This window comes from Streptomyces sp. NPDC018263 (assembly GCF_055562575.1).
Genome location: NZ_JBVHFA010000004.1, coordinates 115,148 through 142,090 on the forward strand (window position 1 = coordinate 115,148; position 26,943 = coordinate 142,090).

The 26,943-nt window shown below is 71.2% G+C and carries 26 protein-coding genes and 1 tRNA gene; 9 read left to right on the forward strand and 18 right to left on the reverse strand.

Going from position 1 to position 26,943, the window contains the following annotated elements:
* Window positions 1-10: 10 nt before the first annotated feature.
* Both ACZ3HQ_RS12975 and pnuC read right to left on the reverse strand, forming a co-directional pair.
* Window positions 11-1,123, reverse strand: coding sequence for an AAA family ATPase (locus ACZ3HQ_RS12975; RefSeq protein WP_467510219.1), 1,113 nt, complete (start codon window positions 1,121-1,123; stop codon window positions 11-13).
* Window positions 1,120-1,773 carry a nicotinamide riboside transporter PnuC gene (pnuC, locus tag ACZ3HQ_RS12980; RefSeq protein ID WP_467510221.1) on the reverse strand — a complete coding sequence of 218 codons (654 nt, stop codon included), beginning with the start codon at window positions 1,771-1,773 and terminating at the stop codon, window positions 1,120-1,122. The genes ACZ3HQ_RS12975 and pnuC overlap by 4 nt, the downstream gene beginning before the upstream one ends.
* A 171-nt stretch (window positions 1,774-1,944) precedes the next feature.
* Here pnuC and ACZ3HQ_RS12985 point away from each other — a divergent pair, with 171 nt between their 5' ends.
* A complete protein-coding gene (locus tag ACZ3HQ_RS12985) occupies window positions 1,945-3,147 on the forward strand; it encodes a cytochrome P450 family protein (protein WP_467510223.1) in 1,203 nt (400 codons plus the stop codon).
* Here ACZ3HQ_RS12985 and ACZ3HQ_RS12990 read toward each other — a convergent pair.
* From ACZ3HQ_RS12990 to ACZ3HQ_RS13010, 5 genes are all read right to left on the reverse strand, one after another.
* Window positions 3,144-3,782 carry a GAF domain-containing protein gene (locus ACZ3HQ_RS12990; RefSeq protein ID WP_467510225.1) on the reverse strand — a complete coding sequence of 213 codons (639 nt, stop codon included), beginning with the start codon at window positions 3,780-3,782 and terminating at the stop codon, window positions 3,144-3,146. The two genes, ACZ3HQ_RS12985 and ACZ3HQ_RS12990, sit on opposite strands and share 4 nt — an antisense overlap.
* Window positions 3,745-4,368: a GTP-binding protein gene (locus tag ACZ3HQ_RS12995; protein ID WP_467510227.1), complete on the reverse strand. Its 624-nt coding sequence runs from the start codon at window positions 4,366-4,368 to the stop codon at window positions 3,745-3,747. Before ACZ3HQ_RS12995 ends, ACZ3HQ_RS12990 begins: the two co-directional genes overlap by 38 nt.
* Window positions 4,346-4,732 (reverse strand): DUF742 domain-containing protein, encoded by a 387-nt coding sequence (locus tag ACZ3HQ_RS13000; RefSeq protein ID WP_391293153.1) that lies wholly within the window; start codon window positions 4,730-4,732, stop codon window positions 4,346-4,348. Before ACZ3HQ_RS13000 ends, ACZ3HQ_RS12995 begins: the two co-directional genes overlap by 23 nt.
* A gap of 3 nt (window positions 4,733-4,735) precedes the next feature.
* A complete protein-coding gene (locus ACZ3HQ_RS13005; protein ID WP_391293150.1) occupies window positions 4,736-5,128 on the reverse strand; it encodes a roadblock/LC7 domain-containing protein in 393 nt (130 codons plus the stop codon).
* 70 nt (window positions 5,129-5,198) lie between these two features.
* Window positions 5,199-6,665, reverse strand: a complete 1,467-nt coding sequence (locus ACZ3HQ_RS13010) for a sensor histidine kinase (protein WP_467510229.1) — start codon at window positions 6,663-6,665, stop codon at window positions 5,199-5,201.
* A gap of 462 nt (window positions 6,666-7,127) precedes the next feature.
* Between ACZ3HQ_RS13010 and ACZ3HQ_RS13015 the strand changes: the two genes are divergently transcribed.
* Entirely contained in the window at window positions 7,128-8,234 is a 1,107-nt protein-coding gene (locus ACZ3HQ_RS13015; RefSeq protein WP_467510231.1) for a vWA domain-containing protein, read from the forward strand.
* A gap of 177 nt (window positions 8,235-8,411) precedes the next feature.
* Here the strand turns inward: ACZ3HQ_RS13015 and ACZ3HQ_RS13020 are convergent.
* From ACZ3HQ_RS13020 to ACZ3HQ_RS13045, 6 genes are all read right to left on the reverse strand, one after another.
* Window positions 8,412-8,499 (reverse strand) — tRNA-Leu (locus ACZ3HQ_RS13020).
* A gap of 109 nt (window positions 8,500-8,608) precedes the next feature.
* Window positions 8,609-9,556: a beta-ketoacyl-ACP synthase III gene (locus ACZ3HQ_RS13025; protein WP_467510233.1), complete on the reverse strand. Its 948-nt coding sequence runs from the start codon at window positions 9,554-9,556 to the stop codon at window positions 8,609-8,611.
* Between the two features lie 186 nt (window positions 9,557-9,742).
* On the reverse strand, window positions 9,743-9,871 hold the full coding sequence (locus ACZ3HQ_RS13030) for an MFS transporter small subunit (protein ID WP_267974119.1): 129 nt from the start codon (window positions 9,869-9,871) through the stop codon (window positions 9,743-9,745).
* A complete protein-coding gene (locus ACZ3HQ_RS13035; RefSeq protein ID WP_467510235.1) occupies window positions 9,846-11,174 on the reverse strand; it encodes an OFA family MFS transporter in 1,329 nt (442 codons plus the stop codon). The genes ACZ3HQ_RS13030 and ACZ3HQ_RS13035 overlap by 26 nt, the downstream gene beginning before the upstream one ends.
* A 123-nt stretch (window positions 11,175-11,297) precedes the next feature.
* The gene (locus tag ACZ3HQ_RS13040) at window positions 11,298-11,831 is read right to left on the reverse strand and encodes an isochorismatase family protein (RefSeq protein ID WP_467510237.1); all 534 of its coding nucleotides are present in this window, start codon (window positions 11,829-11,831) and stop codon (window positions 11,298-11,300) included.
* A 79-nt stretch (window positions 11,832-11,910) separates the two neighbouring features.
* On the reverse strand, window positions 11,911-12,972 hold the full coding sequence (locus ACZ3HQ_RS13045; RefSeq protein ID WP_467510239.1) for a bile acid:sodium symporter family protein: 1,062 nt from the start codon (window positions 12,970-12,972) through the stop codon (window positions 11,911-11,913).
* Between the two features lie 86 nt (window positions 12,973-13,058).
* On the opposite strand from ACZ3HQ_RS13045, the gene ACZ3HQ_RS13050 reads away from it, so the two are divergent.
* The 4 genes from ACZ3HQ_RS13050 (at window position 13,059) to ACZ3HQ_RS13065 (ending at window position 18,071) form a co-directional block, all read left to right on the forward strand.
* Window positions 13,059-13,928, forward strand: coding sequence for a LysR substrate-binding domain-containing protein (locus tag ACZ3HQ_RS13050; protein WP_467510241.1), 870 nt, complete (start codon window positions 13,059-13,061; stop codon window positions 13,926-13,928).
* 505 nt (window positions 13,929-14,433) lie between these two features.
* Window positions 14,434-15,012, forward strand: a complete 579-nt coding sequence (locus tag ACZ3HQ_RS13055; RefSeq protein ID WP_467510243.1) for a hypothetical protein — start codon at window positions 14,434-14,436, stop codon at window positions 15,010-15,012.
* A gap of 306 nt (window positions 15,013-15,318) precedes the next feature.
* On the forward strand, window positions 15,319-17,151 hold the full coding sequence (locus ACZ3HQ_RS13060; protein ID WP_467510245.1) for an AMP-dependent synthetase/ligase: 1,833 nt from the start codon (window positions 15,319-15,321) through the stop codon (window positions 17,149-17,151).
* Window positions 17,152-17,234: 83 nt separating this feature from the next.
* Window positions 17,235-18,071 (forward strand): aldo/keto reductase, encoded by an 837-nt coding sequence (locus tag ACZ3HQ_RS13065; protein WP_467510247.1) that lies wholly within the window; start codon window positions 17,235-17,237, stop codon window positions 18,069-18,071.
* A gap of 124 nt (window positions 18,072-18,195) precedes the next feature.
* Here the strand turns inward: ACZ3HQ_RS13065 and ACZ3HQ_RS13070 are convergent, their stop codons facing one another.
* A complete protein-coding gene (locus ACZ3HQ_RS13070) occupies window positions 18,196-19,104 on the reverse strand; it encodes a class I SAM-dependent methyltransferase (protein ID WP_467510249.1) in 909 nt (302 codons plus the stop codon).
* A gap of 177 nt (window positions 19,105-19,281) precedes the next feature.
* Here ACZ3HQ_RS13070 and ACZ3HQ_RS13075 point away from each other — a divergent pair, with 177 nt between their 5' ends.
* On the forward strand, window positions 19,282-20,037 hold the full coding sequence (locus ACZ3HQ_RS13075; protein WP_467510251.1) for a ferritin-like domain-containing protein: 756 nt from the start codon (window positions 19,282-19,284) through the stop codon (window positions 20,035-20,037).
* Here the strand turns inward: ACZ3HQ_RS13075 and ACZ3HQ_RS13080 are convergent.
* Together ACZ3HQ_RS13080 and ACZ3HQ_RS13085 are read right to left on the reverse strand one after the other, a co-directional pair.
* On the reverse strand, window positions 20,006-20,749 hold the full coding sequence (locus ACZ3HQ_RS13080) for a class I SAM-dependent methyltransferase (protein WP_467510253.1): 744 nt from the start codon (window positions 20,747-20,749) through the stop codon (window positions 20,006-20,008). The genes ACZ3HQ_RS13075 and ACZ3HQ_RS13080 overlap by 32 nt on opposite strands.
* 88 nt (window positions 20,750-20,837) lie before the next feature.
* Window positions 20,838-21,548: a TetR/AcrR family transcriptional regulator gene (locus ACZ3HQ_RS13085; RefSeq protein WP_467510255.1), complete on the reverse strand. Its 711-nt coding sequence runs from the start codon at window positions 21,546-21,548 to the stop codon at window positions 20,838-20,840.
* Window positions 21,549-21,650: 102 nt separating this feature from the next.
* Here ACZ3HQ_RS13085 and ACZ3HQ_RS13090 point away from each other — a divergent pair, with 102 nt between their 5' ends.
* Window positions 21,651-23,321, forward strand: coding sequence for a CocE/NonD family hydrolase (locus ACZ3HQ_RS13090; protein WP_467510257.1), 1,671 nt, complete (start codon window positions 21,651-21,653; stop codon window positions 23,319-23,321).
* 70 nt (window positions 23,322-23,391) lie between these two features.
* Window positions 23,392-24,255: a helix-turn-helix domain-containing protein gene (locus ACZ3HQ_RS13095; RefSeq protein ID WP_467510259.1), complete on the forward strand. Its 864-nt coding sequence runs from the start codon at window positions 23,392-23,394 to the stop codon at window positions 24,253-24,255.
* A gap of 51 nt (window positions 24,256-24,306) precedes the next feature.
* On the opposite strand, the gene ACZ3HQ_RS13100 is transcribed toward ACZ3HQ_RS13095, so the two are convergent.
* Together ACZ3HQ_RS13100 and ACZ3HQ_RS13105 are read right to left on the reverse strand one after the other, a co-directional pair.
* Window positions 24,307-24,732, reverse strand: coding sequence for an OsmC family protein (locus ACZ3HQ_RS13100; RefSeq protein ID WP_030809452.1), 426 nt, complete (start codon window positions 24,730-24,732; stop codon window positions 24,307-24,309).
* A gap of 125 nt (window positions 24,733-24,857) precedes the next feature.
* Entirely contained in the window at window positions 24,858-26,912 is a 2,055-nt protein-coding gene (locus ACZ3HQ_RS13105) for a phage holin family protein (protein WP_467510261.1), read from the reverse strand.
* Window positions 26,913-26,943: the final 31 nt, after the last annotated feature.

The following is a 26,943-nucleotide window of genomic DNA, read 5'->3' on the forward strand; positions in this document are numbered from 1 at the left end:
GGCGCGGGGGTCAGCCCAGAGGGTCGGCCAGCTTCCAGCCGGCGGCCAGCAGGCGGTCCACCGCCGTGAGGGCGGTGGTCAGGCGGGTTCGGGGGTCGCCGTGGAGTTCCTGCCAGGGGACGCCGGAGGTGGTGAGGGTCTCGCGGAAGCGGTCGGTCATCCAGCCGCGCAGGTGCTCGCCGTCGCGCAGGCCGTCGTCGTCGAAGGGGACGTCCTTGTCGGAGGTGAGCAGGTACAGCGCGCGTGGGGGCATCGCCCGCGCGAGGTCCCGTACCGGCGCGGTCGTGCGGCCTAGGTAGCGCTCCTGCCAGACGGTGGTGGCCAGGGCGTCGGTGTCGCACACGAGCACCGGGCCACCGGTACGGGCGGCCTGCTGCTCGGTGCGGTTCTGGCGGCGGGCGACGAGTTCGAAGTCGGCGTCGTCCCAGTCGAGGTCCGCCACGGTGGGGCGGGGCGCGTCGGAGGCCGCCAGCGCGCGGGCGCGGGCCAGCTTGGCGATGGTCAGCTCACGGCCGTACTCGGGCACCCAGCGGGTGAGCGCGTGCGGGCCGCCTCGGGCGCGCAGGGCCGTGGCGAGGTCGCGGGAGAGGGTGGTGGTGCCCGTCGACTCCGCGCCGACCACGACGACCCTGCGGGCCAGCCAGGCCCGGACCGGCGGTTCGATCTCCGCCCAGTGGGCGACGGGGTCCGCGCGGACCTTCGTACCGGAGACGGCGAAGGTGCCCCGGTCGAGGTCCAGCAGTACGGGGGCGGCGTCGAAGCGGCGGGCGAGTTCGGTGCCGTAGGGCTCGGAGCTGAACACCGCGTCGACGGCGGGCGCGTGCGGTCCCTGGGCGAGGGCCCGGCGCATCAGGGCGACATGCCCCTCCCAGGCCGCCTCGCTCTCGTAGTCGACCGGCAGATCGTCCACGACACCCACGACCGCGACGTGCGGGTCGCCGGCCCAGTGCTCCCGTATCCAGGCGACGCGTTCCCCCAGCGGGATCGACTCCTGGCCGGCCGCCATCACGACGACCGTGACGGCGTCGCAGGCGTCGGCGGCGGAACGGATCAGGAAGTGGTGGCCGGAGTGCGGCGGGTAGAACTTGCCGATCACCAGGCCGTGGGCGAATCGGGCGCTCACGCGGTCACCGCCCTCGTCGGGGGCGCCGCCGACTCTCGGCGCCAGGACCGCCATCCGACCAGGCACATCGCCAGGAAGAGCACATAGACGATGCCGGTGAGGTCCAGCCCCTTGCTGAAGTACAGCGGGATGTAGACGAGGTCGGCGGCGATCCAGAAGTACCAGTTCTCGATCTGCTTGGCGTTGAGCAGCCACTGCGCGGTCAGCGAGAGCGCGGTGGTCAGGGCGTCCCAGAAGGGCGCGGAGTCGTGCGCGCGGGTCAGCAGCACGGTCAGCCCCCAGGTGACCGGCACCAGCAGGGCCAGCAGGACGTACAGGCTGGACCGGGAGGCGTGCCCCATGCGCCGGCGGGACCGCCGCTCCCCACCCCGCAGCCAGACCGTCCAGCCGTACGCGGCGAGCACCAGGTAGACGACCTGGAGCGTGGCGTCCGCGTACAGCCGCGCGCTCCAGAACAGCACCAGGAAGAACAGGTTGTTGGCGATCCCTACGGGGAAGTTCCACACACTCGCCCGTACGCACAGCCAGACGCACACCGCCCCCGTGGCGAACCCGAGCAACTCGGCCCAGGTGACCGCGTCTCGACCCAGCAGGAACAACTGATGGTTCAGCGGCGCGACCAGGCTGCTGAGCGTGTCCGGGACAGCCATGCCGTCCTCACCCCTCCCCGTTAATGTCGATGTGACGATAACAAGCGAGGGTCGGTTCCACAATCCCCGCCCGGAACATGTGCTCCGCTCCCACCGGACGACTGGATTCGGTCTTCGCCGACGCGCCGCCCGATGCTAGCGTCGGCATGATCCACGAGACGGGGGCGGACTGTGGCGACGGCCGAAGTGATCGACCTGGTGGCGCTGGGCGAGGACTTCGTCCGCGATCCCTATCCGGTGTACGCGGCGCTGCGTGAACGCGGTCCCGTACACAGGGTGCGCATCCCGGAGGGCGCGGAGGCGTGGCTCGTGGTCGGGTACGAGGCCGGGCGGGCCGCGCTCATGGACCCGGCGCTGTCCAAGCAGTGGAAGAACGCCTCGCCCTCGTTCCCGCTCTCCAGCCCGGCGGCGGGACCGCACATGCTCAACCAGGACCCGCCGGACCACGGGCGGCTGCGCAAGCTGGTCGTGCGGGAGTTCACCCCTCGCCGCATCGAGCAACTCGCGCCCCGCATAGCGCAGATCACCGACGAGCTGCTCGACTCGATGACGGCGCTCCCGGACGGGCGGGCCGACCTGGTTGACGCACTCTCCTTCCCCCTGCCGATCTCGGTGATCTGTGAACTGCTCGGGGTCCCCATGCTGGACCGGAACGCGTTCCGCACCTGGACGGCCACGGTCCTCACCGACCCCGACCCGCGGGCACGGGTGGCGGCGACGCACGAGGTGACCGCGTACCTGGCCGACCTGGTGGAGCGCAAGCGGCGGGAGCCGGGCCAGGACCTCATGAGCGGTCTGATCCGCACCACCGACGAGGACGGCGACCGGCTGTCCGCGGCCGAACTGATCGGCACCGCTTGGCTGCTGCTGGTCGCCGGGCACGAGACCACGGTCAACCTGATCTCCAACGGCGTACTGGCACTGCTCACCCACCCCGACCAACTGGCGCTGCTGCGCCAGGACATGACGCTGATGCCCAACGCGGTGGAGGAGATGCTGCGTTACGACGGACCGGTGGAGACGCCGACGTACAGGTTCACCACCGAACCGGTGGAGATCGGCGGGACGGTCATCCCCGGAGACGGTCAGCTCGTCCTGGTGGCCCTGGCCGACGCGGACCACGATCCGGCACGCTTCCCCGACCCCGGCCGCTTCGACATCCAGCGCCCAGCCGGCGGCCACGTCGCCTTCGGCCATGGCATCCACTACTGCCTCGGCGCGCCGCTGGCCCGCCTGGAGGCCCGGATCGCGATCGGCGCCCTGCTGGAGCGCTTCCCCCGGCTCACCCTCGACGCCCATCCGGCCGCCCTGACCTGGCGCGAGGGAATGCTCATCCGCGGCCCCCACAGCCTGCCGGTCCGCTGGGACTCCTAGGAGGCACTCCCGGCCGCCCGCGGGTCGTGCCGGCGCACCGACTCCTCGAGCCGTTCGACCAGTTCCGCAGCCATGGTCTTGATGGTCTCCAGCCCCTCACGTCCCCATGGTTGCGGGTCCTGGTCGACTACGCAGATGGTGCCGAGCACCACCCCGGTGCTGTCTATCAGCGGTGCGCCCAGGTAGGAGTGGATGCCGATCGCGTCGACCACCGGGTTTCCGGCGAACCGCGGGAAATCCCGGATGTCCTCCAGCACCAGCGCCCGGCGACGCTTGACGACGTGCGGGCAGATGCCCATGTCGATGTCGCGGGGCATGACGCGGCCGGGCACCGGGTCCTGAAGCAACGGCGGTCCCGCGTGCACCGGGGTGTCCTGTGCGGCGCTGTACAACCCTGCGAAGTACTGGCGATCGGCGTCGAGGAAGAAGTTGACCCCGGCATAGCAGCCGCCGGTGCGCTGTGCCAGCTCCCGTGCGAAGGTGTCGAGTTCCGTATCCGGACGGGCTTCGATGCCCAGCGCGCGCAGCCGCTCGGATCGAGTACGCACCTGTGGGTCCTCCGGGGGGAGGAGCAGATGGCGCACGGCGATCCCGGACTCAGGCCCGGAGGAGGGGTGGGGCGGTGTCGCTGCCATGGGAACTCCTTGTCGTGATCAGGTGCTGGATCAGTTCGAGCAGAACGCGGATGCCCGAGTTCTGGACGCGGGCGTCGCACAGCGCCACCGGCACGTCCTGTCTGAGGTCGAGCGCGGCCCTCACCTCCTCCGCGTGGTAGCGGTGCGCGCCGTCGAACTCGTTGACGGCGACGACGAAGGGGATGCCGCGCCGCTCGAAGAAGTCCACCGCCGCGAAGGAGTGCTCCAGCCTGCGGGTGTCGGCGAGGACCACCGCGCCGAGGGCCCCCTCGGAGAGTTCGTCCCACATGAACCAGAAGCGCTCCTGTCCGGGTGTGCCGAACAGGTAGAGGACATGGGACGGACTGAGCGTGATCCGACCGAAGTCCAGGGCCACTGTGGTGGTGGCCTTGTTCTCCACTCCGTCCAGTCGGTCCGTGGCCGCGCTGACGGCAGTCAGCATCTCCTCGGTGCTCAGCGGCTCGATCTCGCTCAGCGTGTTGACGAAGGTGGTCTTTCCCACGCCGAACCCGCCGGCGATGAGCACCTTGATTCCCATCGGCAGGGCCTCGGCGGGCAGTGGGTCACAGTCGTTTGAGGAGGGCATCGCGTACCGTTTCCAGAAGGTCTCGATCAGGTCGTGCGTAGTGGTCCGCGGAGGGCGGGGGCGCGTGGCCTGCGACCACCGCGCCACCCTCAGCCAGATCGGACAGCAGCACCTTGACCACGGCGGCCGGCACCTGCATCCGGGCCGCGACCTCGGCGACGCTCACAGGGCTCTCGCACAGCGCCAGCACCTGCGCGTGCTCCAGGCCGAAGGTGCCCTGCGTCTGGGCACCCGTGGCCCGCACCACGGTCACGAGCGTGAAGTGGGACGTGGCCCTGGTCCGGCCGTCACTCACGGTGTAGGGACGGACCAGCCGCCCGACCGCTTCGTTGGTCAACGGTCCGTCAGGGAGGACCGGCGTCATCGGTTACCCCACCACGTGCCGCGGCGGCGTGGCCAGGTGCGGGCGCACGCTCTTCACCATCATGCCCATCTCGTAGCCCAGCACCGCCGCGTCCGCCTCGCGTCCGGCCAGCACCGCCAGCACCGCTCCGTGCCCAGCGGTCGAGACGAAGAGCAACGAGGTGCTGAGCTCCGTCACTATCTGTCGCACGTCGCCGCCGTCGTCGAAGTGCCGGCCCGCGCTGCGCGCCAATGAGTACAGCCCACTGGCCAGCGCGGCCAACTGGTCGGCGGCGTCCGCATCGAGCCCTTCCGCTGCCTTCACCAGTCCGTCCGAGGACAGCAACAAGGCGCTTCGGGTGTGCGGCACCCGGTTCACCAGACCTGTCAACAGCCAGGAAAGGTCTTCGCTCGCCACGATCTGTACTCCTCTTTCGGCAGAAGGAAATGGCTTGTCGGACGGGCCTCTCAATGGAGGCCCTCGGGTGTCAGGGCGTCTCCGCTTCCTCGGCCCTGCGCAGTCCGGTCTGGAACGCGGCCATCAGGCCCGGATCGTGCGCGACGTCCTCGGAACTGCGGGCGCTGGGCACCGGGTGCGGCTGTTGGGCGGCGTGGTCCCGACGTCGCTGAGGCAGCCGCGGACGGTCGTCCTCGCCGTCGGCGGGCATCCGGGCGGGCTGCGGTTCGGAGTCGGACACAAGCGGATCCCCGACGACGGTCATCACTGTCGCCGTGAGGTCCGTCGCCTCGGGCTCCACCGGGTCGTGCGGCACCGCGTCCGGGGTCGCGACAGCGGGATGCCCGTGGGCGGGAGTTGCCGGCTGCGGGCCGAGCAGTGCCGTGGGCAACACCATGACGGCCTGAGTACCGCCGTATACGTTGCTCTGCAACTGCACCGCTATGTCATGCCGCTGGGCCAGGAGCGAGACCACGTACAGGCCGATCCGGCCGTCCTGCAGCAGCTCACCGAGGGCGACCTTGCCGGGTGCACCCAATACCGTGTTCATCTGGTTGCGCTCGGCCGCTGACATGCCCAGGCCTCGGTCCTCGACCTCGATCGCCACCCCGGCAGCGACGGGCTCGACCCGCACGTGCACGGTGGTCTGGGGTGGTGAGAAGACCGTGGCGTTCTCCAGCAGCTCGGCCAGCAAATGGACCACGTCGACCACGGCGTGGCCGCTGACCGTTCCGTCAATGGGTGGGACCAGCTTGACCCGGGCATACTGGTCGATCTCGGCGACGGCGGAACGCAGCACGTCGGTCAGGCCGACGGGACGGGTCCACTGGCGGTGGGTGTTCGCACCGCCGAGCACGGCCAGGTTCTCGGCGTAGCGGCGGATCCGGGTGGACAGATGGTCCACCCGGAACAGACCCTTGAGCAGGTCGGGGTCCTCGACCTCGTTCTCCAGGCTGTCCAGCAGCCCGATCTCGCGGTGCACCAGTGACTCGAGTCGACGCGCCAGGTTGGCGAACACCTCGAACTGCTCCAGCCGGGCACTGTGTTCCGTACCGAGCGCACCGGCGGCGGTCTCCAGCACGGCTGCCTCCGCCTCGTGCCGGGCCGCAGCGATCTCGAATCCGAGTCGGGAGACTTGGTCCGGGCCGGTCTGCGGGGGCAGTTCCGGCTGCCGCCGCACCGGGGGCTCTCCGGCCCTCAGCCGACGGAACAGCGACTGCAATTCGGCTCTGCCCTCGGCTGTGGTCCGAATCAGCTCGGCCATCTCGGCACGGTCCCGGTCGGCCGCACGGGACAGCTCCGTCCAATGCCTGGTGACTGCTCGCGCCTCCGCCGCAGCCCTCACACCCGCGATTCCTGCCGCCATGGCGCCGATGAGCGCGACGCCGCCGGACATCGCCACCTGTTCCGCTCGGTCCAGGTGGCCGTCACTGACCAGCGCGGTGGCCACCGCACCGGCCACGGCGACCACGCCCGGTGGCAGCACGGACCACAGCATCTGACGCCGCCTCAGGGAACCGGCTCGCGACTCGGCCGTCACGCGGGCGGTCACAGGCGCTGCCGGCCGGTCGTCCGGCGGCGTGGAAGGATCGGGCATAACAGTCCCTGGACAGTGCGATGATCAGGCCGGGCGCGCACGTTACCGCGCACCGGGACTCCGGTGTCACCCTCTGGAACGCACAGAGATCGAACCGTTGTCCTTTTCTTCACACCCTGAGCACGGACCCCGGCCCGGCCACCCTCCTGCCCTCCCTCGGCCCGTTCTCTGATCCACGGCGGGCGTGACCGCTTCCGACCGAGCGAGCCGGGCCTTCGGCACCGCCACTCAGCATGCGTTGTCAGTGCGCCTCCATAAGGTGGAGCCATCATCCGGACGGACCAGGGTCGTGCCGGGATTCACCCTCGGCAGGCCATGTCTGCCTGCGGAAAAACGCGTTGGGGGCTCCACCGTGAAAAGGGGATGGACACGATGAGCGCTACGGTGAAGGACCGGCTCAAGAAGCACTTCGTGAACCACGTCGCTCTCGTCATCGACAAGTCCGGCTCGATGCGAGGCCACTCGGAGCAACTCGTCCGCGTGGTGGATGAGTTCGTCAAGGGGTTGAAGGAGGAGTCCGACCGGCTCGGCCACGAGACCCGGATCAGCCTCTACGCCTTCGACCACCTGGTCGAGAACCTGGTGTGGGACATGGACGTCAAGCACCTGCCGTCCATGCGGGGCCTGTACACCGTCGAGAACGGCGCGACGGCACTGATCCAGGCGTCGGTGAAGGCGCTCGACGACCTCGGCCACATATGGGAGGAGTACGGCGAGCACAGCTTCCTCCAGGTCGTCGTCACCGACGGCGAGGAGAACGCCTCCGGCGCCGACACGACGGGCGCGCGCCACGACCACCTTCCCGACGGCCGTGCAGTCCTGGACGAGTGGCGGAGCAGGATCGCGGACAAGATGGACAACCTGCCAGACCACTGGACCTCGGCCATCATGGTGCCGAACTCCCTGGCCAAGCGCACCGCCCAGCAGTACGGCTTCCCGACGGGCAACATCTCGATCTGGGACGCGGACTCGGACCAGGGCGTCGAGGAGGCGATCGGCGTCGTCAAGACGGCCGCCACCAAGTTCCTGCGGGACCGCGAGCAGGGCGTGCGCGGCACCAGGGACCTCTTCGCGATGGGCCAGGACCTCAGCGCGGCGGACGTGAAATCCAGCCTCCGGGCCCTGGACGCCGGCAAGTACGTCCTCATTCCGGTCGACGGGCGGACGTCCATCCGCGACTTCGTCACCAGCGCCGGGCATCCGTACAGGACCGGCTGCGCCTTCTACGAGCTGTCCAAGCGCGAGAAGATCCAGGCCAACAAGCAGATCGCCGTGGCGGAGAAGGACCCCGCCACCGGCCGGACGACCGGGAAGGTGTTCACAGGTCCCGCCGCCCGGCAGCTCCTGGGCCTGCCGTCGACGGAGGTCACGGTGACGCCGGGGAGCAACGCGGCCTACACCGTGTTCGTCCAGTCGACCTCGGTCAACCGGAAGCTGGTCCCGGGGACCAAGCTGCTCGTCCTGCTGTAGCCGCCCCGTTTCATCGGCGAGCACACCTTCAGGAGGTCTCTCACGGTGCTGGAGGGAACGGCCTCCTGAGTTTCACCTCGCCGACGGCTGGGGGGATCGCCATCAGCTACTGAAACGCCACGAGGGCCGCGACCGTAAGGTCGAGGCCCTCGAAAGCGTGTCGTCCAGCTCTTTTCGTGGTGTCCGAGGGGGGACTTGAACCCCCACGCCCGATAAAGGGCACTAGCACCTCAAGCTAGCGCGTCTGCCATTCCGCCACCCGGACAAGGTGTCTGTCACCCGGCCGGGGGTGTTCCCCGCGGCGACATGGACAACAATACCAAGGTTTCGGAGCGCCTTTCACCTGCGTATCTGTGCCTTCGGCCACCCCTGGGTCACGGGCAGCGGATCACCTGGCCGGCGTAGGAGAGGTTGCCGCCGAAGCCGAAGAGGAGGGCCGGGTCGCCGGTGCGGACGCTGCCCTGTTCGATCAGCTTGGAGAGGGCGAGCGGGATGCTCGCGGCGGAGGTGTTGCCGGACTCGGTGACATCGCGGGCGACGACCGCGTTCACCGCGCCGATCTTCTGCGCGAGCGGCTCGATGATCCGCAGGTTGGCCTGGTGCAGGACGACCGCCGCCAGCTCGGCCGGGTCGACGCCCGCCTTCTCGCAGGCCCGCCGGGCGATGGGCGGGAGCTGGGTGGTGGCCCAGCGGTACACGCTCTGCCCCTCCTGCGCGAACCTCGGCGGCGTGCCCTCGATCCGTACCGCGTTGCCCATCTCCGGCACCGAACCCCACAGCACCGGCCCGATCCCCGCCTCCTCGCCCGGCGCGCACGCCTCGACCACCGCCGCGCCCGCGCCGTCGCCGACCAGGACGCAGGTGGTGCGGTCGGTCCAGTCGGTGACCTCGGACATCTTGTCCGCGCCGATCACCAGCGCCCGCGTCGCGGCGCCCGCCCGTACCGTGTGGTCGGCGGTGGCCAGCGCGTGGGTGAAGCCGGCGCACACCACGTTGACGTCCATCGCGGCGGGCTCGGGGATGCCCAGCCGGGCCGCGACCCGCGCGGCGGTGTTCGGGGAGCGGTCGATCGCCGTGGAGGTGGCGACCAGCACCAGGTCGATGTCGCCGGGGGCGAGCCCGGCCGCGGCCAGCGCCTTGGCTGCGGCGTGCGCGGCCAGCTCGTCCACCGGCTCGTCGGGGCCCGCGATGTGCCGGGTACGGATGCCGACCCGGCTGGTGATCCACTCGTCGCTGGTGTCGACCATGCGCGCCAGGTCCTCGTTGGTGAGCACCCTGGCGGGCTGGTAGTGGCCGATCGCGGCGATACGCGAGCCGTGCATGTCGGGGTCCCCTCGTTGCTGCCGTGGGTGGCGGGACCCTCCAGTCTGCGCAGTGACTCACGGGTACGGGGGTACGTGAAGCCACAGGAATCGGGCATCCCAGTTGTCGGCTTCTTGCAGACCCCCGTACACCTGGATTCCGCTCGTACGGACGGTGCCCGGCGCGCAGGCCGGGCACCGGTGGGCTCACCCCGTGAAGAGCTGCGTCGCCTTTCGCACCAGCTCGTACAGCCCGTAGGCGAGCGGCGCGCCCACCCACAGCCAGGACAGGGCGATCAGGGGGCGCCGGTCAGGCGGGCTGCTCTCGCTGGGCATCGGGGGCCTCCTTCGCGGCGGGGACGTGGTGACGGGTGTGGACGGGGCGGATCAGCTCGTTGGCGACAAAGCCGACCAGGAGCAGGCCGATCATGATCGAGAAGGAGAGCCCGTACAGCGCGGGCCCGTCCTTCCCCGCGGCCTCCTGGCGGTCGGCGATCCAGTTGACGATCAGCGGTCCGAGCACGCCCGCCGTGGACCAGGCGGTGAGCAGCCGGCCGTGGATGGCGCCGACCTGGTACGTGCCGAAGAGGTCCTTCAGATACGCGGGGACCGTGGCGAAGCCGCCGCCGTAGAAGGAGAGGACGACCAGCGCGCACAGCACGAACAGCGGCTTGGACGTGTCCCCGAACAGGGCGAGGAGCAGGTACATCAGCGCGCCGACGCCCAGGTAGACGCGGTAGATGTTCTTGCGGCCGATGAGGTCGGAGGTGGACGACCAGCCGATCCGGCCCGCCATGTTGGCCGCCGACAGCAGCGCGACGAAGCCGGCCGCCGCCGAGACGGAGACCGGGGTGGAGCTGTCCGCGAAGAAGTCCGTGATCATCGGGGCGGCCTTCTCCAGGATGCCGATCCCGGCCGTGACGTTGGTGCACAGCACGACCCACAGGAACCAGAACTGCGGGGTGCGCAGCGCGCTGCGGGCCGAGACCTGGACGCCTCCGGCCACGCCCGTACCGCCCTGCGTACGCCCGTCCGGCCGGGGCACCCGGACCAGCAGCACGCCGAGCGACATGAACACGGCATACGCCAGCCCGTGCACCAGGAACGCCACCGCGATCGCGGTGTGGCTGGTGCCGAAGGAGTCCAGCATCTGGGCCGACCACGGCGAGGCGATCAGCGCGCCGCCCCCGAAGCCCATGATGGCGATGCCGGTGGCCATGCCGGGCCGGTCCGGGAACCACTTCATCAGGGTGGAGACGGGCGAGATGTAGCCGATGCCGAGGCCGATGCCGCCGACGAAGCCGTAGCCGAGGACGATCAGCCAGTACTGCTGGGTCTGCGCGCCGAGCGCGGAGATCAGGAACCCGGAGGAGAAGCAGACCAGGGCCACGGTCATCGCCCAGCGCGGGCCGTTGCGCTCGACCAGGGTGCCGCCGAACGCGGCGGACAGCCCGAGCATCACGATCGCCAACTGGAACGGCAGCGCGCTCTGGGTGCCGTCGAGGTGGAGCGCGGATTCCAGGGGTGGCTTGAACACGCTCCAGGCGTACGCCTGGCCGATGGAGAGGTGGACGGAGAGCGCGGCGGGCGGTACGAGCCAGCGGCTCCAGCCCGGGGGCGCGACAGGGGGGCTGCTCATGGGGCCGGACGGTAGGTCGGGGCGGGTGGGTTGAGAAGACGGGGCGCGGCGCGTTTGCGGTGAACGGTCGGCTCCGTGCGTCGGGCGGTCGGTGGGAGGGGCTGTCGGGTGGCCGGAAAGCTCTCAGTCCCGTACGGCTTCGAAGCCCAGCCGTCCGACGGTGGTGACCGTGCCGAGGCGGGGGAAGTCCAGCCGTACCGACGCGTCGTGCTCGGCGGCCGTGAACGCGGCCATCGCGTCCTCCACGAAGACCAGTTCGTAGCCCAGGTCGGCCGCGGCGCGGGCGGTGGACTCGACGCCCAGGTTGGTGACGATGCCGCCGAGGACGAGGGTGTCGATGCCATGGGCCCGCAGGTGCTCGTCCAGTCCGGTGCCCTGGAACGCGCCGATGGTCCGCTTGACCACCTCCAGGTCGCCGTCGTGCCGCAGCCCGGCGACGAGACCGCTGCCGGGCGGCTGTTCGGCGACCGCGGGCCGTTCGACCCGGACGAGTACGACGAGTGCGTTCTCGGCGCGGCAGCGCTTCGCCAACTCCTCGCAGGCGGCGAGCACTTCGGCGCCCTTGCGGGGCTCCAGCGGGAGCGCGACGAGGCGGTCCATGAGGTCGATGAGAACCAGGGCGGTGCGCCGGGGGGCGAGCACGGGAGCTGCGGTCATGACGGAACGTTAGCCCTCGTCGGCTGTCCGTGCCGGAAATCCGGATCAACGGGTCCGTGAACGCGACGCGTTCGGCCGTCTACGGGGCGTTGTCGCCGTCCGGCCGCACGCGCGGGCGGGGCACCTGGGCGGCCGGCTCCGGGGGCTCCTCGGGGTCGTGTGCGCGGCGCTTGGCGATGACCGCGCAGACCATGAGCTGCATCTGGTGGAAGAGCATCAGGGGCAGCACGGCGAGGGAGGCGTGGGCGCCGAACAGGACGCCGGCCATGGGGAGTCCGGCGGCGAGGGACTTCTTCGACCCGGCGAACTGGATGGCGATGCGGTCGCCCCGGCCGAAGCCGAGCGCCCGCGCGCCGTACCAGGTCAGCGCGAGCATCACGGCGAGCAGGGCGGCCTCCACGAGGAGCAGCGCGCCGAGCCTCGGCACGCTCACCTGGTGCCAGATGCCCTGGGCCATGCCCTCGCTGAACGCGGTGTAGACGACCAGCAGGATCGAGCCACGGTCGACCAGTCCGAGCACCTTCTTGTGCTTCGCGACGAAGCCGCCGATCCAGCGCCGCAGGAGCTGCCCGGCGAGGAACGGCACCAGCAGTTGCAGCACGATCTTCAGCAGCGAGTCGGCGGAGAGACCGCCGCCGGAGTTGCCCAGCAGTACGGCGGCGAGCAGCGGGGTGACGACGATGCCGACGAGGGAGGAGAAGGAGCCGGCGCAGATGGCGGCGGGGACGTTGCCGCGCGCGATCGAGGTGAAGGCGATGGAGGACTGGATGGTCGACGGCACCAGGGTGAGGAACAGCAGCCCGTGGTAGAGCGGCTGGGTCAGCAGCACCGGGACCAGTCCGCGCGCGGCCAGCCCGAGCAGCGGGAAGACGACGAAGGTGCAGGCCAGGACGGTGAGGTGGAGCCGCCAGTGGCGCAGCCCGTCCATTGCCTCACGGGTGGAGAGGCGGGCGCCGTAGAGGAAGAAGAGGAAGGCGATGGCAACCGTGGAGGCACCGGAGGCCACGTCGGCGGCGATACCCCGCGCGGGCAGCAGCGCGGCCAGGCCCACCGTGCCGAGGAGCAGCGCGATGTACGGGTCGATGGGCAGCCGGCGTTTCACAGGGCTCCGTAGCGTCTCGGTGAGGCGGACGATCTCCATCGTGCCTGGTCGGCGCCGATCACGGAATCCGGCATACCGCTCTGACTGCGATCGCGGTTCGCGATGACCGGGCTACCCTGGCCTCCATGTACGACCCCACGCACCTGCGGACGTTCCTCGCGGTGGCGCAGACGCTCAGCTTCACGCAGGCCGCGCGGCGGCTGGGGCTGCGGCAGTCGACGGTGAGCCAGCATGTGCGCCGGCTGGAGGAGGCCGCGGGCCGCCAGTTGTTCGTCCGGGACACCCATTCGGTGGAGCTGACCGGCGACGGCGAGGCGATGCTCGGCTTCGCGCGGCGGCTGCTGGAGGTGCAGGAGCAGGCCGCGGCGTACTTCTCCGGCCCGCGCGTACGGGGCCGGCTGCGGTTCGGCGCCTCGGAGGACTTCGTCCTGACCCGCCTCCCGGAGATCCTGGAGGGCTTCCGCTACGACCATCCCGAGGTCGACCTCGAACTCACCGTCGAGCTGTCCGGCACGCTCCACGAGCGCCTGGCCGAGGGCAAACTCGACCTGGTCCTCGCCAAACGCCGCCCCGAGGACCCACGCGGCCGCCTGGTCTGGCGCGACGACCTGGTCTGGATCGCCACGGACCGCCTCCGCCTGGACCCGGACCGACCGGTCCCGCTGATCGTCTATCCCCCACCCGGCATCACCCGCGCCCGAGCCCTGGAAACCCTGGACGCCCACTCCCGCCCCTACCGCGTCGTCTGCACCAGCACCAGCCTCAACGGCCTCATCGCCGCCGCGCGAGCGGGCCTGGGCGTCATGGCCCACTCCCGCCACCTGATCCCCCCGGGCCTGGTCCGACTTCCGGACCGCGCGGGGCTTCCGGACCTCGGCAAGGTCGACTTCACCCTCACCCACGCCCGGGCGCGCGGCGCGACGGAGGACGCGGCGAACGCCCTGGCGGCGGCGATCCTGGCGGGCGGGGAGAGGTTGCGGCGGCGGGGCGGCTGAGGAGATCAGCAGGGGTGACAGCAGTGGTCCCGGGCACCGTCCCTGTCTCACGGAGATCAGCACACCGCTGTACCGGGGAAGGAACCCTGAACGGCAGCGCGAGGACATTCCTGACGTCCTGAACATCCGAGATCCCGACCGTGAACATACCTATGACCATCGCGAGTTGCGTACCCGCGGGCGGGACAGCCAGCCGAACCGACGCAAGTCCAGGCCTCCGGTTCGCGCCATCGCCGACTACCTGGGTCTTGACCAGCCGATCTGCCTGATCTGTTGGCAGTCACCAGTGGAGAGAGCCCACGTAGTCCCTGAGTCCCTCGGCGGTTCCAATGACGTACGGAACTTCGCCCTGCTCTGCCCGCGGCACCACCATGAGGCTCCCGACGTCGCAGACGCCGAGGCGTTCTGGTCCTGGGTCGACTACGCCTGCGGGCGGGACGAACTCGTGCGTCACTACGGCTGGTCTCCGGAGGACTTCATCGGCGGCCCCCATTGGGGAACTCTGATGAACGAGTTCCACACGGTCATGGATGCGGCGACCAGCACCCACTTCAACGTCGCCAAGAAGGCCTCTACAGAGGCATGGGCCTTCGAGGTGGCGCGCAGGCGCCTGAAAGACGGGCCGGTCGAGTCCCAGGCCGCGGGTGAGCCTCCAGCGGTGTCGAGCCATCCGTCGGTGGATTTGGCGGAACGTACGGTGCGGAAGGCGCCCGACAGCGATGACGCGCGGAGCCTGGCCGACGCTGCACGCCAGGCCGACATCGCGATCGCGGCAGCGGCACTCGTGCGGGACATCGTCAGTTCGGACGGGGTGTCCAGCGTCGAAGATGTTCTGCGGGGCCTCAAGGAGGAGGTAGCGGATCGCACCGCTGTGTTCGAGCGCCTGGCTGACGAGTTGACGGCGCACGCAGTCTGCCGGCACTGCGGTCAAGCCATAGCCCGCATCGGCGACGCTTCTTGGCGCCACACCGCTGCCGCGCCGATGTCCCGAGGGTGCCGGGCCGCCAGTTTCGACAGGGATGGGGAGTGGGACGATTCCCTCGACCGAGCCTGGAAGGCGACTCCGCCGAAAACGTATCGGTAAGCCGAAAGCGTGCCACGGGGCCGGAAGCATCCCCAGCCCCCTCTCCACCACGCCCCCCCCCGTGACCGGCCCGTACAGATTCGGTGGAGATTACGACCGGGGTACGTACCGACCCGTCAGTATCGTGTCCGGCCCTTCCGCATGTGCGGGGATTTTCCGGGTGGTGTGCGGGAGATACGTGAGGTTTGGCCGGTTTCCGGACCCCTCCCATCCGGCCATTCGGTGGGGTAGCTTTCACGGCGCTGTGCGGAGCGTCGCGGGTCCGTGACGGAGGAGCGAGCAAGAGCGAGATCGGGGGAGCGAGGTTTGCGCGAGTTCACCAACCCTGTGACGGAGAGGGAGTCGGAGCCGCCGGTGGGCGGTCTGGCCGACGCCGTCTTCGACAACGCGCGCACCGACCCGCTGCACGTCGCCCTCGGCCGCAAGGACGATCAGGGGCAGTGGCGGGACGTGACCGCCGCCGAGTTCCGTGACGAGGTCGTCGCCCTCGCCAAGGGCCTGCTCGCGCAGGGCGTCCGCTTCGGCGACCGGGTCGCCATCATGTCCCGCACCCGCTACGAGTGGACCCTCTTCGACTTCGCGCTGTGGACGATCGGTGCCCAGGTGGTGCCGATCTACCCGACCTCCTCCGCCGAGCAGTGCTTCTGGATGCTGCACGACGCCGAGGTCACCTCCGCCGTGGTGGAGCACGAGGACCACGCGATGACGATCGCCACGGTCATCGGCCGCCTCCCCCGCCTGCGCCGGCTCTGGCAGCTCGACGCGAACTGCGTACGGGAGCTGTACGACGCCGGGGCGCACCTGGACGACGAGGTGGTGCACCGGCACCGCCAGGCGGTCACCCCGGACTCGACCGCCACCGTCATCTACACCTCGGGCACCACGGGCCGCCCCAAGGGCTGCGTCCTCTCGCACGGCAACTTCATGTTCGAGGCGGACACGGTGATCCGCCGCTGGGAGTCGGTGTTCCACTCCAAGAAGGGCGACGAGGCGTCCACCCTGCTGTTCCTGCCGCTGGCCCATGTCTTCGGCCGCATGGTGGAGGTCGCCGCGCTCAGGGGCCGGGTCCGCTTCGGGCACCAGCCGCAGCTCCACGCCGCCGCCCTGCTGCCGGACCTGGCCGCGTTCCGGCCGACGTTCATCCTGGCGGTGCCGTACATCTTCGAGAAGGTGTTCAACTCGGCCCGCCGCAAGGCGGAGAAGGAGGGCAAGGCGACGCCCTTCGAGAAGGCGGTCGAGGTGGCCGTGAAGTACGCCGAGGCGCTGGAGGCGAAGGCGTGGGGCCTCGGCCCCGGCCCCTCGGCGGGCCTGAGAATGCAGCACCAGCTCTTCGACAAGCTGGTGTACTCCAAGGTCCGCGCGGCGATGGGCGGCCGTATCCGCAACGCGATGTCGGGCGGCTCGGCGATGGACCGCCGCCTCGGCCTGTTCTTCGCGGGCGCCGGCGTACAGATCTACGAGGGCTACGGCCTGACCGAGTCGACGGCGGCCGCGACCGCCAACCCGCCCGAGCGCACCCGCTACGGCACCGTCGGCCAGGCCGTCCCCGGTGTGACGGTGCACGTCGCCGACGACGGCGAGATCTGGCTGCACGGCGGGAACGTCTTCCAGGGCTACCTCAACAACCCCAAGGCGACCGACGAGACCCTGCACGACGGCTGGCTGGCCACCGGTGACCTGGGCTCGCTGGACGAGGACGGCTATCTGACCATCACCGGCCGCAAGAAGGAGATCCTGGTGACCTCCGGCGGCAAGAGCGTCTCCCCCGGTGTGCTGGAGGAGCGGGTGCGGGACCATCCGCTGGTCAACCAGTGCATCGTCGTGGGCAACGACCGCCCGTACATCGCGGCGCTGGTCACGCTCGACCAGGACGCCGTCGACCACTGGCTCCAGATGCGCGGCAAGCCCCGTCCGACCCCGGCCGAGCTGGTGCGGGACGCCGATCTGGAGACGGAGGTGCGCCGGGCGGTGGTCGCGGCGAACACGCTGGTCTCGCAGGCCGAGTCGATCCGTACGTTCCGCATCCTGGCCCAGCCGTTCACCGAGGAGCACGGGCTGCTGACGCCGTCGCTGAAGCTGAAGCGCAAGGCGATCGAGAAGGCGTACGAGCGCGAGGTGGAAGCCCTCTACCGGTCCTGATCCGGCCCGTCAGGAATGCATATCGGCCCGTGATCGTTGACGATGGGTGTACCACCTGTCCGCAACCGAAGGATCATAGGCTCGTGAGCAGCAAGGTCCCCCCGATCATCCTCAACAACGGTGTCGAGATGCCCCAGCTCGGCTTCGGCGTCTGGCAGGTCCCGGACAACGAGGCGGAGCGCGCGGTCGCCACGGCGCTGGAGACCGGGTACCGCAGCATCGACACCGCGGCGATCTACGGCAACGAAGAGGGCACCGGCAAGGCCATCGCCGCCTCCGGCATCCCCCGCGAGGATCTCTTCGTCACCACCAAGCTCTGGAACAGCGACCAGGGGTACGACTCCACCCTGCGTGCCTTCGACACGTCGCTGGAGAAGCTCGGTCTCGACTACCTCGACCTCTACCTGATCCACTGGCCGCTGCCCGCGCGGGACAACTACCTCGACACCTACAGGGCGTTCGAGAAGCTGTACTCCGACGGCCGTATCCGCGCGATCGGCGTGTCCAACTTCCTGCCCGAGCACCTGGAGCGGCTGATCGCGGAGACGTCCGTCATTCCGGCGGTCGACCAGATCGAGCTGCACCCGCAGCTCCAGCAGCGCGCGGCGCGGGAGTTCAACGCCGAGCACGGCATCGCCACCGAGGCGTGGTCGCCGCTCGGCCAGGGCAAGGGGCTGCTGGAGGTTCCGGCGATCGTCGCCATCGCCCGGAAGCACGGGCGCACGCCCGCGCAGATCGTGCTCCGCTGGCACATCCAGCTCGGCAACATCGTCATCCCGAAGTCCGTGACGCCGTCGCGGATCAAGGAGAACATCGAGGTGTTCGACTTCAGCCTGGACGACGAGGATCTCGCCGCCATCGGCGCGCTGAACGAGGACAAGCGACTGGGTCCCGACCCGGCCACGTTCGACATGGTCTGACATCTGCGCCCCGCAGAGCCGCCCGCCCCTCACGCGAAGGGGCGGGCGGCGTTCAGGGAAGTCATGACGCGGCGGTCGAGCTGGGGGACCGGCCGGCCCGGCGGTTGCTCGCGGAGAACTGACCTCAGCGGGGGCGTACGGCCGTGTAGACGGTGTACGCGTCCAGCACGAACAGGTCGGACCTGTTGTACAGGCTCTCCGGGTCGGTGCGGTCGAGCAGGCGGTCCAGAGTGGCGCGGTCGTCGGCGTCCAGGGTGTCGCCGAGGCCGTCGCGCACCCGGGTGAAGTAGGCGGCGGCGTAGTCACGGGCGGCCTCGTCGGCGGGGGCGGGCAGGTCCAGCAGGAAGGTGCGGGTGCGGGTGGGCTTCAGGCCGGCCGAGGTGAGCAGGGCGGGCCAGTCCTCGGGCTCGGTGACCGCGCCGGGCAGCTCGGCGCGCATCCGGCTGAACCACTCCTCCTCGGCCGCGTTGAGCCGGGACTGAAGGCCGGGGCGGCCGATGCCGATGTCGCGGGGCAGGTAGCGGGCGGGGAGTCCGCCTTCCAGGAGGGCGAGCGTGCCGCCGGGGGCGAGCCGCTCCGCGAACGCGGCGAGCCCGGCCCGCTGGTCCCCTAGGTGGTGCAGGCTGCGGCTGGCCCACAGCAAGTCGGCCGGGAACTCCAACTCATCTAGTGCGTCCGGGAGTTCCCCGGTGATGACGGAGAAGCGGCCGGCCACGCCGAGGCGGGCGACTCGGTCGCGGGCGCGCTCCAGCAGGGGGCCGCTGCCGTCGACGGCGGTGACCCGCGCGCCGGGAAACTCCTCAGCGAACAGGCAGGCGACGACGCCGGGGCCGCTGCCCGCGTCCACGATCAGCCCCGGCTCGGGGGTCTCCTCGGCCAGCCAGGCCATCGACTCGCGGTACAGCGGGGCGAGCAGTTCCGCCTGGGACTCCAGCACCGGGCCCATCTCGGCCCAGTCGATGTCGGTCTGATGCCCGTGCGTGTGCCCGTGCCCGTGCCCGTGCCCGGCGGGTGCGTGGTGGTCGTGCGCCATGCTGGTCAGCCTCTCTTCCCCGGCCCTCTTCCGGCTGCGCCCAGCGTGCGACGGGGCGGTGCCCGACGGCAAGCACTGTTGCCGATACGGCAAGCTCGCGGCGGGGCGGAACGGTTCGGCACCGGTCCGCGTCCTGGGTCAGCAGGGCGCGAGGGTCGTGCCGGAAGGGGGCTCGGTGTGAACGGTTTCGGCCAGTGGGCGGACGGCTTCGAGGCGGAGCGGATACGGAGGGCCGCGCGGCCCGACCCGGACTGGACGCGTGCCGCGCGCCTCGACCCGGCGGTGTGGGCGAGCATCCAGCGCTTCCAGACCGGCGAGGACGGCGACGGCGCCAACCTCACCGCCAAGGCCGAGGAGGCGGGAGACCCCGAATACGCCCGCGCGGTACGGCTGTTCATCGCCGAGGAGCAGAATCACGCCCGCCTCCTCGCCCTGCTGCTGGCGGCGGGCGGCATGCCGGTACTGGCCCGGCACTGGACCGACACCGCGTTCGTCCGGGTACGCCGGCTGATGGGCCTGCGCCTGGAGCTGCTGGTGCTGATGGTCGCGGAGGTGGTGGCCCTGCGCTACTACCGCGCCCTGCGCGACGGCAGCGGCGACGCCCTGACCTCGGAGGTGGCGGCCCGCATCCTCGCGGACGAGGAGCGCCACGTACCGTTCCACTGCGCCCGGCTGCACGACTCGCTGGCCGAACTGCCGCGTGCGGTACGGCGTCCGCTGCTGTCCCTGTGGCGCGGGCTGCTGGCCGGGGCCTGCGTCATCGTGATCGCGGACCACGGCCGCGCCCTGCGCGCGCTGGGCGTGCGCCGGTCCCGCTTCCTGGCCGACGTTCTGGTGTTGTCCCGCCCCATGGTGGCGGCGATGCTGAACCGGCGCCCGGATGTGTGGCCGGACACCACCCCTACCCGGACCGCCGATAGGCGTGCAGGGTGAACACGGGGTCCGCGCGCGGCCGGTCCTGGTCGGGCAGCCCGGCCAGCCGGGCGGCGAACTCCTCCGTACGCGGCTCACCGGGCGGCAGCAGCGTGAACCACCCGCGCCGGAGATCCCTGATCGTCCGGCGCGGACTGCGCCCCTGCCCGACCCCGGTGAACCGCGCCTGACCGGTCCTGACCAGCCCGGCCTCGGCGGCATACGCGTCCACTGTGGCCGGGTCGTCGGCGGCGGGCCGCCGGGGACGCGGCCCGAGCACGGCGTCTATGTCGCTCCCCACATCGTGCGCCTTCGCCTTGTCGACGGTGGTCACATAGGTCCCACCCGGCCGCAACACCCGCGCACACTCCCCGAGCACGGCCCGCAGATCGGCCGGATCATCCAGCAGATGCAGCAACCACACACTGGTGACGACGTCGAACGCGCCGTCAGAAAAGGGCAGTCGCCGGCTGTCACCCCGCACCACGGCCCCCGGCACCCGCCCGGCCGCCTTTTCCACCATGGCAGGCGTGAGATCCACCCCGGTCATCCGCAGCCCGGGCCGCGCCTCAGCCATCCGGCGGGTGACGATCCCGGTGCCACAGCCGTTGTCCAGCAAGCGCCCTTCGCGGTCCGGAACCAGCCCGAGCACGGCGTCGGCGGCAGCCCGGGCACGGGGCTCACCACCACGGAGACGGTCGTAGGACTCGGCTTCCTTGTCGTAGTCGAGCACAGACTTCAGTGTGCCCGCGCTTGCGAAGACCATGTCCCTTGATTTGAAGGGGAGTTCGGGGCTCCTGATGCAGGGCCCCCGGCCCGGTTCAGCCGGCGTCCAGCCCGTCGACCAGGCGGTTGAGGAAGCGGCTGAAGGTGGCTGCGGGGTCCGTGGGGCGGCGGGGAGCGGAGAGGGCTTCCGCGAGTTCGGGGTGGCGGCCGTCTTGGGCGACCGTGGCGAGATAACGAGCCTCTGCGGCGGCCCGTTCGGGGGATCGAGCGGCCCCGGCACGGGTCAGTTCATGGCTGACGTGTCCGGCGACGAAGGCGGTGAGCTGGGCGAAGATCTCCAGCCGGGCGGCGCCGTCGAGGCCGGAGGGGCGCAGAGCGGCCAGGGCGTGTTCGAGGAAGGCCAGGACATGCGGGCCGGGGGTGCGGTGCGTGGACAGGGCGGCGGGGAGCCAGGGGTGGCGCAGCATGTGGTCGCGCTGGAGGTGGGCGATGACCTTGAGGTCGGCCCGCCAGTCGCCGGTCAGCGGGCCGGTGCTGGGCAGCTCGGCGCTGACGTGGTCGACCATCAGCTCCAGCAGGGTGTCCTTGTCGGGGGCGTAGCTGTAGAGCGACATGACCCCGGCCCCCACCGAGGCCGCCACCCGCCGCATGCTGACCGCGTCGAGCCCCTCGGCGTCCGCCAGCGCGACGGCCGCCTCGGTGATCGCCTCCCGGCTGAAGGAGGGTTTACGGCCCCTGCGGGGTTCGGTCGGATGCAGCCAGAGGCGCGCGGGATCGACACCCGCCCCTGCCTCGCCCTGAGCCACGCTCCAGCACCCCATTTCCTGATCTGTCGGCAGTCGGCCCTTGCCAAGGTCATCCAAGCATCCTCTATTCTCGTACACCGTACGGAATATGGGAGGGGAATCATGTCGTTCCGCAAGCCACCGCTGTCCGCACGTCTGATGCGCGCCACTTGGCGTGGCCTGCCGGCGAAGCGGTACGACATCGGCTGGGAGCCGGGGCTCGCGGTGCCCGGCGCCGATGGCAGCGCGCTGCTCACCGATCACTACTTCCCGCGCGCCGAGGGCGACTTCCCCACGCTGCTGGTCCGCTCCCCCTACGGCCGGGGTCTGCCCTGGTCCCCGATGTACGGTCTGCTCTTCGCCGAGCAGGGCTTCCATGTGGTCCTCCAGAGCTGCCGGGGCACGGGCGGCTCCGGAGGCGCGTTCCACCTGTGGCGCAACGAGGCAGCCGACGGACTGGCCACCGTGGCGTGGCTGCGTGAAAAACCCTGGTTCGACGGCAGGTTGGGCACCATCGGCCCCAGCTACCTGGGCTATGTGCAGTGGGCCCTCGCTCTGGACCCACCGCCGGAGCTGAAGGCGATGGTCGTCCAAGTGGGCCTGCACGACCCGTACACCCTCTTCCACACGGGCGGCGGTGCGCTGCGCCTGGAGAACGCCCTCGTGGTCGGCCTCGGCATGACCCACCAGCACCGGGGCATGGCCCCCTTCGCACGGGCCGCCCTGCGCCTGCGACGCCATCTTCGTACCGTCACCATGGCCGAGCCGCTGAGCGGTGCGTACGCCCCCGGACTCGGCGGTGAAGTGGCCTGGTTGGACGAGGTGTTGGCCCACCCGGACGCCGACGACCCGTACTGGGACGGTGCGTCCATCGCCCCCTCGGAGCGCCACCGCGTGCCCACCAACCTGATCACCGGATGGCACGACGCGCTGGCCGACCAGACCCTTGAGCAGTACGCGCGGCTGCGCCGGGCCGGGTGCGAGACCTCGCTGCTCGTCGGTCCCTGGACCCACGCCTCCGCGCTCCAGCAGGGCTGGCCCGAGGTGTTCGCGGAGAGCCTCGCCTGGCTGCGCACCCACCTGTGCGCCGACCCCACCGGGCTACGCCCCACGGCGGTGCGCGTACACATAGGTGGGGAGCACATGGGCGGAGACCATATGTGGCGAGACCTCACCGACTGGCCGCCGCCCACCGGGGAGCCCACTGCCTGGTACCCCACCGGAGGCGGCCACCTCACCCGGCAGCCACCCACCGACTCCGCCCCGCTGATCACCTTCCACTATGACCCGGCCGACCCCACCCCGACCGTGGGCGGCCCCCTCCTCTCCCCCGGTGCCGGACCGCGCGACAACAGCGCGCTGGAGGCCCGTACCGATGTCGTGACGTTCACCGGACCCCCGCTGACCGAACCCCTCGACGTCCTGGGACCGGTCACCGCCCGGCTGGCCGTCTCCACGGACACCGGCCACGCCGACGTCTTCAGCCGCCTGTGCGACGTGGACCCCGAAGGCCGTTCGGTCAACGTCTGCGACGGCCTGGGCACGCTCAACGCCGCCCCCGATGCCCCCTCACACCTCACCGTCCCCATGAGCACCACCGCTCACCGCTTCGCCCCCGGCCACCGGGTCCGCTGGCAGATCAGCGCCGGAGCGCATCCCCGGTACGCCCGCAACCCCGGCACCGGCGCACCTCCGGCCGAGGCCACCACCTTCGTCCCCGTACGCCTCACCCTGCACGCCGACTCCGCCCTGACCCTTCCCGACTCGGCCAACTCCCCTGTCCCCCATGGCTGATTGATCCCCCCTGTGCGAGGAACCTTCGCGTGGCAGACTGCCCGTACGGATCATTGGGGAGGGGTCGGGTGTGAGTGAGCGGCGGGCCGCTCCCACTGTGGGGCAGGTGGTGCTCGGGCGGCGGTTGCAGGAGCTGCGGGAGTCGACGGGGCTGAGCCGGGACGAGGCGGCGCGGGTGCTGCGGGTGGCTTCGGCGACCGTGCGGCGGATGGAGACGGCCGAGGTCGCGCTGAAGATCCCGTATGTGCAGGCGCTGCTGGCCGCGTACGGGGTGGGCGAGGAGGAGTCCGCCGCGTTCGTGCGGCTGGCCGAGGAGGCCAACCAGCCGGACTGGTGGCAGCGCTTCCACGACGTGCTGCCGGACTGGTTCAGCCTGTACGTGAGCCTGGAGGGCGCCGCCCGTCTCATCCGCTCCTACGAGCCCCACTTCGTCCCCGGCCTGCTCCAGACGGAGGCGTACGCGCGGGCGGTGCTGGAGGCCGGGACCATAGGGCAGCACGGCCCGGAGACGGTGGAGCGGCATGTCGCGCTGCGCCTGGAGCGGCAGCGGCTGCTGGAGCGGGGGGACGCCCCGCACCTGTGGTTCGTGATGGACGAGACGGTGCTGCGGCGGCCGGTGAGCACGCGGTCCGAGGTGATGCGCGACCAGTTGGACCGGCTGCTGGAGTACGCCGACCGGGACCGCATCACCATCCAGCTCGCCGAGTTCGCGGCGGGCCCGCATCCGGGGACGTACGCCCCCTTCACCCTGTTCCGGTTCGCCCAGCGGGAGCTGCCGGACATGGTGTTCACCGAGTATCTGACCGGCGCGCTCTACCTCGACTCGCGCGAGGAGGTGGCCGCGCACCTGGAGGTGCTGGACCACATGACGGCGCGGGCGGCCTCCGCGCAGCGCACCCAGAAGCTGCTGCGGGAGTTCCGCGAGAGCCTGTGACCGGTGCCGCGCCCGTCACGTGGAAGACGCGGCACCGGTCGGCGACGGGCTTCAGGCCAGCTCGGCCGTGAGGCTGATGTCGGTGCCGGTCAGGGCCTGGCTGACCGGGCAGTTCTTCTTGGCGTCCTCGGCGGCCGCGCGGAAGCCGTCCGCGTCCAGGCCGGGGACCTCGCCGCGCACGGTGAGGTGGATGCCGGTGATGCCCTCACCGGGCTGGAAGGTGACGTCGGCCTTGGTCTCCAGCCGGGTGGGCGGGGTGCCGGCGCCGGTCAGGCCGTGCGACAGGGCCATGGAGAAGCAGCTCGAGTGCGCGGCGGCGATCAGCTCCTCGGGGCTGGTGCGGCCGTTCGCCTGCTCGGCGCGCGACGGCCACGACACCGGCTGGGAGCCGATGCCGGAGGAGTCGAACGTGACGGTGCCGCTGCCCGACAGCAGTTCGCCTTCCCAGACCGTGTGTGCGGTGCGCGTGGTAGCCACGGTGGTTCCTTTCGCGTGTGTTTCCGTGTTCCGGGTGCTGGTGCCCCCTGGGGCCCCGTGCACCGGGTGTGCCCCCCATCCGATCACATCCGGGGTCACGGCACCGTGAGGACCGGTCCGCGTACTCAGGCCGCCCGGCGCTCGGGGCCGGCGTCGAGCGGCACCTCGGGGCCGTTCAACTCGCCGAGCCAGCGGCGCAGTACGCCGTGCACGCGTTCGGCGCCGGTCAGAACCTCGCCGTCCGACCCGGGCACGGAGAGGGTGAGCGGCGAGAGCAGGAACGGGCGGGACTGCGCGCCGCCGAGGCCGCCGTGGGAGCCGATCTGCTCCTCGAAGGCGTGGATCTGGCCGGTGGCCGGGTCGTGCCAGGAGTTGACCATGATGTCGGCGGTGTGCGGGAAGGCGTGCGTCCGGCGGACGGCGTCGACGGCGCCGGGGCCGAAGCGGGCCAGTGGCCCCGGCCGCTCGTCCAGTTCGGCCAGCGGGATCTCGGTGCCGCAGGGGCCGAGGACCACCCCGTCGTGCTCGGCGCTGCGGACCAGCAGGAAGCCGATGCCGGGGTGGTTGGCGAGGGTGGGGAGCAGCGCCGGGTGGCGGGCGTCGATCTCCTCCTTGGTCATCCGGTGCGGGACGTCCGGGAAGGAGACCAGGCCGAGGTTGCCGGAGGCGAGGACGACGGGCTCGGAGCGCGGGGCGGGCCCGCTGTCCGAGTCGGCCCGGCCGAGGGCGACGCGTACGGCGGCACGGGCCTCGGCTCCGCTCGGGGTACGCCCGGCGCCGCGCGGGACGGGCAGTCCGCTGCCCGCGCGGACGAGGTCGGTGAGGGTGAGCCCGTAGCGGGAGCGGAAGGTTTCGCCGGGGCTCTGGCCGTGGTCGGAGAGGACGACCAGGCGGTAGGGGCGCGGGGCGTGTTCGGCGGCCTTCTCGATCAGCGCGAGGGAGCGGTCGAGGCGCCTGAGGACCTGGCGGGCGTCGCGGCTCTCCGGGCCGGAGTGGTGGGCGACCTCGTCGTAGGCGACGAGGTCGGCGTAGACGGCGGTGCGGCCGGCAAGCAGGTCGCCCATCACGGCGGCGACCACCACGTCCCGTTCGACGACGGTGGCGAAGGCGCGGACGAACGGGTACAGCCCGCCCCGGCCGACGCGCGGGTGCTGCCCGGCGAACCGGGCGCGGGTGGACTGGACGATCTCGCGGCCGATCTCGGCGAAGAAGGACAGCGCGGTGCGCACCGCGTTGGCCGGGTCGGAGAAGTAGGCGAAGTACCCGGCGCGGGAACGGTTCTCCCGCCCCCGGCGGCGGGTGGCGATGGACAGCACGAGGGCCTGCTCTCCCGCGCCGCCGCTGAACAGGTTGCCCCGGCTGGCACCGTCGACGGCTAGGAGTCCGGCCTCGCCGGTGCGGGCCGTCGCGCGGCGCTGCAACTCGGCGGCGGAGGTGGGCCGGTTGCAGACCATGACCTCGCCGCGGTCCTTCTCGTACCAGCGGAAGGCGGGGACGTCGAAGGTGCTGCCGTGCAGGATGCCGAGCTGGCTGGCGCCGGTCTGGCTGGACCAGTCGGTGCGCCAGGCGGTGAGCCGGTGGGTGGGCGGCATGATGCCGTCGGTGGCGAGCCAGCGGGCGACGGTGGGCATCAGGCCGTCGCGGACGGCGGCGGTGAGCACGTCGTGGCCGACGCCGTCGAGCTGGACGCAGACCAGGCCGGGCGTGCTCGCGCAGGGCAGGGTGGCTCTCCGGCGCCGGTCGGCCAGCCGCAGCAGCCGGCGCCGGTAGGCGTCGTCGTCGCGTACGGCGAGCGCGCCGCCGGTCGCGGAGGCGACGGCGGACATCACGGCGGCGACGATGACGGCGGTCTCGGGCGCCACCTCGCCCCGCCCGGAGGGGTTGACGCGCAGGGCGAGCAGCAGCAGGGAACCGTTGAGGAAGAAGACCAGCAGGCCGAGGAAGAGCGCCGGCACCAGCAGCAGCAGCCGTACCAGCGCCGGCCAGACGAGCGCGGACAGCAGACCGAACGCCCCGGCGCCGCAGGCGGCGGTGACGGCGATACGGGTGGCGCTGTCACCGTCGGGCGACTGGAGCCGGAAGTCGGGGAGGAGTCCGGCGAGCAGCAGCATGGTGAGCGTGGAGACCGCCCACACCGTGACGCTCCGGCCGATCTGACCGGCAACCCGTCGCCACCCCACGCCCCGCGCACCTCACGTTCCGGCCCGCCCC